A 10735-nucleotide genomic window follows, 5' to 3' on the forward strand; every position below is an offset into this window, starting at 1 on the left:
CCGATCTCCTGCCGACGCGACAGCACGGAGACCGACACCGCGTTGTAGACGAGGAACAGACCCACGAGGAGCGCGATCGACGACAGGGCCGTCAGGTTCAGGTGGAACGCCGCGAGCATCTGCTCGACCTGCTGACCGCGCCGGGCCGGACGCTGCACGACGAGGCCTGCCGGCAGCCGTGAGCGGATCTCGGCTTCAGCCTTGGCGAGGTCGACGCCGTCGTGCAACTGCAGGTCGAGGCGATCGAGGCGGCCGAGCCGCTCGAACGCCCACTGCGCGGCGGCGAGGTCCATCAGGAGGAAATTGCCGTCGAGCAGCTTGGCAGGTCCCTCGGCCTCGAGCAACGCGCGGACGCGCAGTTCCCGCGGCTTGTCGCTCACGATGACCCGAAGCGGATCCCCGACCTTCAGGCCATGCCGGTCGGCGAAGGCGCGCGTGATCACCGCCGCCGAGGGGTCGGTCAGCAGGCCCAGGATGTCCGAGGCCGTCTGGGGCGGCGGCTGGGCGCCGGCGTCGCCCACCTCGTAGTCCCGCACCGGGAAGTCGCGCAGGATGTCGACGCCGAGCACCCGCAACAGTTCGGTCCTCGGCCCCTGCCCCTCTCCCCCCTGACGGTCGCCGACGACGGCCAGGACGTCACCGTCGATGACGGGCGACGTGACGCCGTACGCGCGGAGCCAGTCCAGGTCCGGGAGCCGTGTCTCCTCGAGACCGAAGCCGGAGCCGAGGATTTCGAGGCCGGCCCGGCCGGACGTCAGGTCCAGCGCCGCCTGAAAGCCGCGCACAGCGCTCGCGTTGGTGAGACGGATGGCCAGCACCACGGCGATGCCGGCCGCGACGCCGACGACGGTGATGGCCGTCCTGAGCACCTCGGCGCGCAGGTGGCGGAGGATGAGCTGTCTGAACAGGCGCAGCATTGCGGCGTCAGGCGGGCCGAGCCGGGCGCGCGGGCGTGACCGGCCCGGCGTCAGGCACGAACACGCCGTCCCGCATCTGCAGGGTGCGGTGCGCGGCCCCGGCGATGTCGGGAGCGTGCGTGGCGAGCAGGATGGTGAGGCTGAGGGAGGCGTTGAGTTCCTGCAGGAGGGTCAACACCCGGGTCCCATTGCCGGAGTCCAGGTTCCCGGTCGGTTCGTCGGCGACCAGCAGGGCCGGCTCGTGAACGATCGCCCGGGCGATGGCGGCCCGCTGCATCTCGCCTCCCGACACCTGCGCCGGGTACGCGTCGAGCCGGGCCGACAGGCCGACCCGGTCTCCGAGGGTCCGCGCCCGCCGCATGGCGTCGGCCGGGGTGCTGCCCGCCAGCAGGAGGGGCAGGGCGACGTTCTCGGCCAGGGTCAGGGTGGGCAGCAGGTTGAAGAACTGGAAGACGAAGCCGATCCGGTCCCGTCGTACCCGGGTCAGCGCGTCATCGTCGAGGCGCCCCAGGTCGGTGTCTCCGAGGCGGATCCGCCCGGCATCGGGCCGATCCATGGCCCCGCACAGGTGCAGGAGGGTGGATTTGCCACACCCTGACGGCCCCATCAGGGCGACGAACTCTCCGGCTGCGACCGCGAACGACACGCCCGCCACGGCGTGGCGTTCTTGCCCCTCGTACTGCTTCGTCACCGTTTCGACACTCAACATTGCGATGCTCACGAGGGTTTCGCACGGCTCGCTGACCTGGGAAGGCGCGCCGCACCTGTCGCCTTAGGACTGGTCACACCACCGAGTCGATTCGCGCATGGGGCAGCCCTACTCATGTGCGAGCGCATTACTGCCGAAAGACAGTATCAGGCAACCCTATTGGCAACTGTCGGGAAGCCGCGCCTGGGCCGTGGCAAAGTCTTCCGTGTGGTAGCCTTTGTTTGCCCGGTCGTGCGCTTTCGGGCGGACTTTCGTTGAACCCAACGACGCCACTGCCGACTGCGGGCGCGCCAATTCGAGAAATCCCCGGACAGGCCGATTAAAGACCGGGGGCACCGCAGCCGACCGCGCAGGGCACACGGGTCCAGAGACGCATGAAGAACCCAGAGACGGCGACGCTTATCGGCGTCAGCACCCAGATGGTGGAGCTGAAGCAGGAGATTCAGCGCATCGCCCGTTCGGATGCCAAGGTGCTGGTCACCGGCGAGAGCGGCGTAGGCAAGGAACTTGTCGCCCGGGCCATCCACTTCCACAGCCAGCGGGTCGAGAAGCCGTTCGTGGCCATGAACTGCGCCGGCCTGCCCGAGACGCTGCTCGAGTCCGAGCTGTTCGGGCACGTCAAGGGCAGCTTCACCGGCGCCTACCGCGACAAGCCCGGAAAGCTGGAGTCGGCCGACACCGGGACCATGTTCCTGGACGAGGTCGGCGAGATGACCCTGCGCATGCAGGGCCTGCTGCTGCGATTCCTGGAAACCGGCGAACTGCAGAAGGTCGGCGCCGACCACGGCGGACGCAAGGTGAACGTCCGCATCATCGCGGCGACGAACCGGAACCTGCAGGACCTCATCCAGAAGGAACAGTTCCGCGAGGACCTGTTCTACCGCCTCAACGTGATCCACTTCATGGTGCCGCCCCTGCGCGACCGCCGTGAAGACATCCCGTTGATGATCGAGCACTTCCTGCGCCGGTACACCGCCCTGGGTGGCCACAACCTGGTGCGCGGGTTCGAGCCCGAGGCGTTCCAGGCCCTGGTGGAGTACTCCTGGCCCGGCAACGTCCGTGAACTCGAGAACGTCATCGAGCGCCTCGTCGTGACCGGCCGGTACGAGCTCATCCGTATGGATGACCTGCCGCTCGAGATCAAGGCCCAACGGGGCATGACCCTGCGACCGCGCCGCGAGCGCCGGCGCACGGTGGCCGACGACTTGTACAGGAAATTGGTCGAGGAGAAGCAGTCCTTCTGGACCGCTGTCTATCCGCTCTACATGGAGCGGGAGATCACCAAGCAGAACGTGCGCGATCTGGTGCGTCGCGGACTCGAAGAAGCCCGCGGCAACTACAAGATTGTGTGCAGGATGTTCAACATGGACCAGAACGACTACAAGCGGTTCCTGAACTTCCTGCGCAAGCACGACTGCCAGCTGCCGTTCAAGGAATTCCGTTGAAGGCCACGAGGAACCCGAACATGAGGCGTTTCACCACACTAGCTCTCATTGGCGCCGTCGCCATGGCCGCTGCCGCGTCCCCGAGTGCCGCGCAGTCGACCGTGCCTGCTGCCCCGACGACAGCGGCACAGCCGGTTCCCGCCGTGCAGGGTGTACCTGTCGATGCCTCGTTCGTGATCGGCACCGACGACCTCTTGGCGATCGTGTTCTGGGAGTTGCCCAACCACAGCGCCGAGGTCGCCGTGCGCCCCGACGGCAAGATCACGCTGCCCCTCCTCAACGAAGTGCAGGCCTCCGGCCTCACCCCGGACCAGTTGCGGACGCAGATCACGACGGCCGCGGCCAAGTACATCCGCGACCCGCAAGTCTCGGTCATCGTGAAGCAGATCAACAGCCGCAAGGTCTTCGTGACGGGCAAGGTCCTGCGGCCAGGGTCCTATCCCATCACCCAGCCGACCACCGTCCTGCAGATGCTGGCCATCGCGGGGGGCACGAGCGACTTCGCCAAGACGAAGAAGATCGCCATCATGCGCACGGAGCACGGTCAGACCCAGAGCTTCAAGTTCAACTACGGTGAAGTGCTCCAGGGCAAGAAGCTGGACCAGAACATTGTCCTGATGCCCGGCGATACGATCGTGGTGCCATGACCGCACGCCCCCCCTCCCCTCGCCGTGGCGTGTCGCTCGTCCGCGGAGCCGTTCTGGCTCTCGTGGCCGCGATGTGCGTCCTCGCCCCCACGGGCGTCGCCGCGCAGTCGACGGGCGGGGCCAGCGGCGGGGATCCGGGCAATCCGTTCCCGGCGCAGTTCGGCGGCGCGAACGCGGAACAGCTGGGCAACACGGCGCTGAATCTGTCGATGGCGTTCTTCGGTGGCTACGACGACGACATCTTTGCCCGCGGCCAGAACTCGCGTCCCAATGCCGCGCGGGTGTCCGGCCCCTTCCTCGGCTCCCAGACGAGCGCCACGTACGTCAAGCGTTTCAGTTCAGGCCTCTTCTCGGCCAGGGGCGCGTCGTCGGCCCGCTACCTGACCGAGACCCAGGAAATGGTGCCGACGTTCCACTTCGGGAGCGCCGAGTTCACCAAGGCCTTCAACTCGCGCACGAGCGTCTCCATCAGGCAGGTGCTGCTCTATCGGCCCTTCTTCAGCGCGGCCCCATTCGCCGGGCAGAATGCCGTCGATCCGACCTTCCCGTCATCGGGCACCGCGGTGGGCGGCGAGCCGGACGGGCTCATTGGCGGCGGCCCCGACGACTCCACGCTTGCCTCCGATCGCACGGCCTGGCAGTACCTGACGTCGGGCACATTCACGCGCCGCATCACGCCGCGCGCGCGGCTCCAGTTCTTCGGCGTGTACGGGCAGTCGAGGTTCGACGAAGCCGAGGACGGCACCAACGTCGACAACGCCCGCGTCCAGGCGCGGGGCTCGTTCATCTACGACCTCACCACGTTCCTGGCCGCGCGGCTGGGGTACGGCTACCGATACTTCGGCACCGTCACTGAGGATCGCGACGCGGCCAACCACGACGTGGATGTCGGCCTCCTGCTCAACAAGCCGTTCCAGATCCGACGCGGCCAGACGGAGTTCTCGGCCACGACAGGTACCACCTTGCTCGTGCGAGAGCGCGTGAACGTGGACGGCAGTGCGGCCGACCGTGTCCTGTTCCGCTTCATCGGCACGGGCCAGGTTCGCCATACGTTCACGCGCGACTGGGTCGGCGACGTCACCTATACCCACAGCGTCGGCTACATCGACGGCTTCGTGGAGCCCGTCGAAGGCGACCGCGTGGCCGCCTCGTTGAGCGGGTTGCTCACCCGCTCCCTGGAACTGCAGGTGCAGGCCAGCTATCTGAGCGGCGCGATCGGCTTGCAGGATCGCAACTTCGACACGGGCATCGCCGGCGCCAGGCTCCGGTACGCCCTGAACCAGAAACTCGCCCTGTTCGCGCAGTACTTCTATTTCCAGTACACGTACGACGACGACATCGCGTCCACCCTGCTCACGGCGTCCGACCTCGAGCGCCAGGGCTTCAGGGTGGGCCTCACGGTGTGGCTTCCCGTCGTACGCCAGAGGTAACGACCCGTGTTGCCGACACAGCAGATCACCCCGGATTGGCTCCTCAGCGTCGTCAGACGCCGACTGTGGTACTTGCTGATTCCGTGCCTCCTCGCGGCACTGGGCTCGCTCGTGTACGCCCTGTACCAGCCGAACCGCTACCGGGCGTCGGCGGTGGTCCTCGTGACGCCGCCGCAGCTGCCCTCGACGGTGGTGCGGCCGACGGTCATGCTGCCACTCAACGAGCGACTGCCGATGCTCCAGCAGGAGGTCCTGAGCCGTAGCCGCCTCGAACGCATCATCCTCGACTTCGACCTGTACAAGGAGGAGCGCCGGAGCGGCCTCATGGAAGAGGTCGTCAACGAGATGCGGAAGGACATCAGCGTGAGCGTGGCGCGTGCGGCCAGCCGGCGACCGGACGGGTTGTCGTTCACGCTCGCCTACACCTCGACCGAACCGCGGACGGCGTTCCGCGTGACGGAGCGTCTCGTGGGCCTCTTCGTCGACGAGAACGCGCGGCAGCGTGAGACCATCGCCGAGGGCACCGACCAGTTCCTCGCTGCGGAAGTCGTCACGGCCCGCACCAAGCTCGAGGAGACGGAGAAGAAGCTCGAGGCGTACAAGAAGCAGTTCGGTGGGCAGCTGCCCGAGCAGCTCCAGGCCAACGTCACGTCCGTGCAGAACGCCCAGACCCAGGTCCAGGCACTGAACGAGTCGATCACCCGCGACCGCACCGAGCTCTTGCTCGTGCAGCGGGAGCTGAGCGACATGGGCATCGGGACCGCGGGCGACGAGCCCCTCGCCGATCCCGGTGTCGTCGCCACGCCGTACGACGAGGCCCTGGGCAAGGCCCGCGCGGCGCTCGAGGCCCTCGAGCTTCGCCTCACGGCCGACCATCCCGACGTGGTGCGCCAGCGACGCACCGTCACCGACCTCGAGGAGCGGGTGCAAGCGTCGCAGTTGCGTCGCCCCGTCACGCCGGGCGCCCAGTCGCCCGTCACCACCCGCGCGAACTCGGCAGACCTGCAGCGGCGCAATCGGTTGATCGAGTTGCGCCAGCGCGAGGCCTTGCTGACGCAGCAGGTGGCCAACAAGCAGCGGGACATGGCCGTGCGCCAGGGACAGGCCGCGGCCTACCAGGCCCGCGTCGATGCGGCCCCGTCGCGAGAGGCGGAACTGATCGGCCTGGTGCGCGACTACGAGACCCTGAAGGAGCGCTACAACACGCTGGTCACCCGCAGCGAGGAAGCCAAGGTGGCGGCGAACATGGAGCGCCGACAGGTCAGCGAGCAGTTCCGCATCGCCGACGCGCCGCGGGTCCCCGAGGCGCCGTACAGCCCGAATCGGGTACGCACCACCGCCATGGGCGCCGCGGCGGGCCTGGCGCTGGCCGTCGTGCTCATCGGTTTGCTCGAGTACCGCGATACGACGTTCCACTCCGACAGCGACATCGTGCAGGCGCTCGCGCTCCCCGTCGTAGCGGTCGTGCCGACGCTGCTCACGGCCGGGGAACGTGCGTCGCAGCGCCGGCGTCGCTGGGTCCTCTCCGCCACCAGTGCGGCCGCCCTGTTCATCGTGGGCGCCGTGCTCTTCTGGAAGTTCGGGCGGTAGGCCGCCATGTACGAACCCTTCTTCGGGCTGCGTGAGCGGCCCTTCGACCTCACCCCGAATCCGCGCTACCTGTTTCTGACCAACCGGTATCGCGAGGCACTCGGCAATCTCGTGTACGGCCTGGCCGGTCGCAAGGGCCTCACGGTGCTGACCGGCGAAGCAGGCACCGGAAAGACCACACTGCTCACCGTGGCCCTCGCGCAGTGGCGTGAAGCGGGGCACCTGGTTGCCACGCTTCGCAACCCGACGATGGACCGGCTCGAGTTCCTGCAGTTCCTGGCGCAGGAGTTCGGCCTGAGCGAGGCTGCCGCGCAGTCCAAGACGGTGATGCTGAAGGAGTTCGAGGCGCTGCTCCGGCAGCGCCACGCGGCGGGCCTGCTGACGGCGCTGGTGATCGACGAGGCCCACAGCCTGCCGACCGAGCTGCTCGAGGAGATTCGGCTGCTGGCCAACATCGAGACGCCCGACACCAAGCTGCTCCCCCTCATCCTGCTCGGCCAACCGGAGCTCGCCGATCGGCTGAACGATCCCAGCCTGCGCCAGTTGAAGCAGCGCGTCGCCCTGCGCTGCTCGCTCGTCCCGCTGGATCTGCGGGAGACCGCGGCGTACCTGGCCAAGCGCATCCAGTTGGCGGGCGGCGACAGCCTGAATCTCTTCACGCGCGAAGCCGTCACTGCGATCCATCACGGGTCAGGCGGCATCCCCCGCCTGATCAACGTGATCAGCGACAACGCCCTGGTGAACGGGTTTGCGGCAGGGGTGCGCCCGGTCGGGCAGGACATCATCCGCGACGTGTGCCTTGATTTCGACCTGCCCGTGCTGTCCGCGACGCTGCCCCCCGGGGCCGCCGGGGCCGCCCAGGCCGTCGGATCGACCGCACCGCCCGCGGCAGCTGTCGCCGTGGCGCCCGCGGTGGTGGCGCCCGCGGTGGCGCCCCCAGTGGCGCCCCCGGGCATCCTGTCTGACGCGCGCGTCGTGCCGATTGGCGCCATTGCGGCCCCGGCATCCGAACCTGAGCCCGAGTCCGAGGCTCGGTCGTGGATCCGGTGGCTGCTGCGTCCCTTGTCGTTCCTCACCTTCAGAGACCGAGCATGAGTCGCATCGAACAGGCCCTGTCGAGAGTCCAGCAGTCTGCACCCACGCCTGTGCCGGCCGACGCAGACGGCGTCCCGGAAGATCCCTGGGCTCTCGCGCCACAGGAAGCGCCCGCTCAGCCGGTCATGGAGGCCGGCCCTGCCGAAGCGGCACCAGAGGTCGACATCGACGACCCGTGGGCCGTCGCCCCTTCGCCGCCCACCGAGGCGGCACCGGTCGCCTTGCTCCCGTCCGAGGCGCAGCAGTCCGCGGCGACCGCGGAGACCGTACCGGCCCTGGTGCCCGCCGAGGCCGAGGCGCAGGGCCTGCGTGTCGGGCGCCTGTTTCAGCAGAAGATCGTTGGCGGCGAGTTGCCGGCCCAGGTCGTCGAGGAGTATCGCCGCCTCGGCGCGCTCGTCCACCACCTGCAGGTCGACCGGGGCGTACGCGTGGTGATGGTGACCAGCGCGGTCGCCGGCGAGGGCAAGACGCTCACGGCCTCCAACCTGGCCGTGGTGCTGAGTGCCTCGTATGGTCGCTCGGTGCTGCTCATCGACGCTGACCTGCGCCGGCCGGCGCTCCACCAGGTCTTCAACACCGTGGCCATGAAGGGGCTCGGCGACATCCTCGCCGGTAGTGAGCCGCCCCCGCTGGTGCAGGTGACCCCGCGGCTGACCCTGATGACCGCCGGCGCGCCCAACGCCGACCCGTTGGGTGGGCTGACGTCCGATCGCATGCGGCAGCTCCTCGACGAGGCACGGTCGACGTTCGACTTCGTCATCATCGACACGCCGCCGGTGGGGTTGATGACCGACGCCAACCTCCTGGCCGCGATGGTCGACGTGGCGCTGCTCGTGGTGCGCGCCACGGCGACGCCCTACGAACTGGTCCGGCGGGCGACCGAGGCGATCGGACGCCACCGCATCGCCGGGGTGGTGTTGAACCGTGCCGAGGAGGGACTGTCAGAGCATCGGTCCGGCTACTACGCGGACTACTACATCGAGTCGCGCTCGCGGCGGCAGGGCTGATCCGACGTGGCCGCACTGCTCCAGCGGATCACGTGGCGCAACGCCGTCCTGATCCTCTTCGAAAGCGCGCTCCTGATGGCGGCGATGGCTGTCGCCACCAGCGTCCGTCTTGGCGCAGACGCCTTGCAGGGGCCGGACGCCACCGGGACGCTGCTCAAGATCGCCCTGGTGGTCGCCGTCTGCCAGCTGTGCCTGTACTACGCTGAACTCTATGACCTGCGCGTGGTCGCCGACCGGCGCGAGTTGTTCGTGCGGGTCCTCCAGGCCCTCGGCGCGGCCTCACTGGTCCTCGCAGCCCTGTACTACTGGTTCCCGGTCCTGGTCATCGGCCGCGGCGTCTTCCTGCTGGCGGCCGCCGCCGTGGTGTCGCTCGTCGCCGGGTGGCGCTTCGCCTTCGAGTGGGTCGCCGGGCGTGTCGGCCCGCGTGAGCGGTTGCTTGTGGTCGGGACCGGCACGGCGGCCCTGACGCTCGCGGCCGAGTTGCGAGGACGACGACGCGAACTGGGCGTGAAGATCATCGGCTTCGTCGACGCCGAAGGGATCCGGCCCCTCGAGGGGCAGGAACACGTCATCGGATCGATCGACGACATTCCCGCCATCGTGCACGAGCACATGGTCGACCGGGTGGTCGTCAGCCTGGCCGATGCCCGCGGCAAGCTGCCGATGGACAAGCTGCTCGACATGAAGCTGTCGGGTGTCGTCTTCGACCACCTCGCGTCGGTCTACGAGCAGTACACGGGGAAGATCGCCCTCGAGAACCTGCGTCCGAGCTGGCTGATTTTCTCGGAAGGATTCCGCAAGAGCGCCGTGCTCACGACCGTCAAGCGGGCGGCCGACATCCTCGCGGCGACCTTCGGGCTGATCCTCGCCGCCCCGGTCATGGCGGTGGTCGCCATCGCCGTGCGCATGACGTCGCACGGTCCGGCCCTGTACCACCAGGAGCGCGTCGGGCAGCACGGACGCACGTTCACGGTGCACAAGTTCCGGTCCATGCGCTCGGACGCGGAGGCCGGCACGGGAGCGGTGTGGGCGCAGCGCAACGACTCGCGCGTGACCCCGATCGGCGCCTTCCTCCGCAAGACCCGGCTCGACGAGATCCCGCAGCTCTGGAACGTGCTCAAGGGCGAGATGAGCCTGGTGGGCCCCCGCCCGGAGCGGCCGGAGTTCGTGCGCATGCTCACCGAGCAGATCCCGTTCTACGGCCAGCGGCACAGCGTCAAGCCTGGCGTCACCGGCTGGGCGCAGGTGTCCTACACCTACGGCGCCTCCGTCGAGGACTCGATGGAGAAGCTGCAGTACGACCTCTACTACATCAAGAACCTCTCGATGAGCCTCGACCTGTTCGTCTTGTTCAAGACCGTGCAGACCGTCGTGCTCAAGCGCGGCCAGTGACCAGAGCTTCAGGCGCCGCCGACGCGGTGTGCGCCACGACCAAGGAGTCCCGCTCGTGATCGACCTCCACATGCACACCACGGCGTCCGACGGACGCTGCACGCCCGAAGACCTCGTCCAGCGCTGCTGGGACAAGGGCATCCGGACGATGGCGGTGACCGACCACGACACGATGGCCGGCGTGGTGCCGACGCAGAAGGCGGCGGCAGCCCGCGGCATGACGTGCCTGCCCGGCATCGAGATCACGTCAGTGCACGGTGGCAAGGACGTGCACATGCTGGCGTACTTCCTCCCGGAGGATGCGCCGGGCCTGCAGCCGATGCTGGCGGCCCAGCGGCAGCAACGCGTCAATCGCGCCCTCGAGATCGCCAGCCGCCTCGAGCGGCTCGGGGCGCCGGTGGACAGGGACGCGATGATCGAGGCCGCGGCCGGCAGCGGCAAGTCGCTGGCGCGCCCGCAGATCGCGCAGGCGCTCATCACCGCGGGCCACGTCACGACCGTCG

Annotated in this window: 10 protein-coding genes; 8 read left to right on the forward strand and 2 right to left on the reverse strand. The window is 68.6% G+C overall.

The features are described from left to right. Positions 1-917: ABC transporter permease (locus ACIRDX_RS16490; protein WP_396626532.1), on the reverse strand; the 917-nt coding region annotated here is incomplete at its 3' end. 7 nt (positions 918-924) lie between these two features. Continuing rightward, positions 925-1626, reverse strand: a complete 702-nt coding sequence (locus tag ACIRDX_RS16495) for an ABC transporter ATP-binding protein (RefSeq protein WP_396626533.1) — start codon at positions 1624-1626, stop codon at positions 925-927. A 374-nt stretch (positions 1627-2000) separates the two neighbouring features. Here ACIRDX_RS16495 and ACIRDX_RS16500 point away from each other — a divergent pair, with 374 nt between their 5' ends. The 8 genes from ACIRDX_RS16500 to ACIRDX_RS16535 form a co-directional block, all read left to right on the forward strand. Further along, on the forward strand, positions 2001-3071 hold the full coding sequence (locus tag ACIRDX_RS16500; RefSeq protein ID WP_396626534.1) for a sigma-54 interaction domain-containing protein: 1071 nt from the start codon (positions 2001-2003) through the stop codon (positions 3069-3071). 143 nt (positions 3072-3214) lie between these two features. Next, entirely contained in the window at positions 3215-3718 is a 504-nt protein-coding gene (locus ACIRDX_RS16505) for a polysaccharide biosynthesis/export family protein (RefSeq protein WP_396626535.1), read from the forward strand. Beyond that, positions 3715-5148, forward strand: a complete 1434-nt coding sequence (locus ACIRDX_RS16510) for a hypothetical protein (RefSeq protein WP_396626536.1) — start codon at positions 3715-3717, stop codon at positions 5146-5148. Before ACIRDX_RS16505 ends, ACIRDX_RS16510 begins: the two co-directional genes overlap by 4 nt. A 6-nt stretch (positions 5149-5154) precedes the next feature. Further along, positions 5155-6738 (forward strand): Wzz/FepE/Etk N-terminal domain-containing protein, encoded by a 1584-nt coding sequence (locus tag ACIRDX_RS16515; protein WP_396626537.1) that lies wholly within the window; start codon positions 5155-5157, stop codon positions 6736-6738. 6 nt (positions 6739-6744) lie between these two features. Further along, on the forward strand, positions 6745-7833 hold the full coding sequence (locus tag ACIRDX_RS16520; RefSeq protein WP_396626538.1) for an ExeA family protein: 1089 nt from the start codon (positions 6745-6747) through the stop codon (positions 7831-7833). Then, a complete protein-coding gene (locus tag ACIRDX_RS16525; protein WP_396626539.1) occupies positions 7830-8840 on the forward strand; it encodes a polysaccharide biosynthesis tyrosine autokinase in 1011 nt (336 codons plus the stop codon). The genes ACIRDX_RS16520 and ACIRDX_RS16525 overlap by 4 nt, the downstream gene beginning before the upstream one ends. A 6-nt stretch (positions 8841-8846) precedes the next feature. Further along, positions 8847-10232: a TIGR03013 family XrtA/PEP-CTERM system glycosyltransferase gene (locus tag ACIRDX_RS16530; protein ID WP_396626540.1), complete on the forward strand. Its 1386-nt coding sequence runs from the start codon at positions 8847-8849 to the stop codon at positions 10230-10232. A gap of 55 nt (positions 10233-10287) precedes the next feature. After that, a partial coding sequence (locus ACIRDX_RS16535; protein ID WP_396626541.1) for a PHP domain-containing protein occupies positions 10288-10735 on the forward strand: 448 nt, incomplete at its 3' end.

This window comes from Luteitalea sp., assembly GCF_044337415.1.
Lineage (GTDB): Bacteria > Acidobacteriota > Vicinamibacteria > Vicinamibacterales > Vicinamibacteraceae > Luteitalea.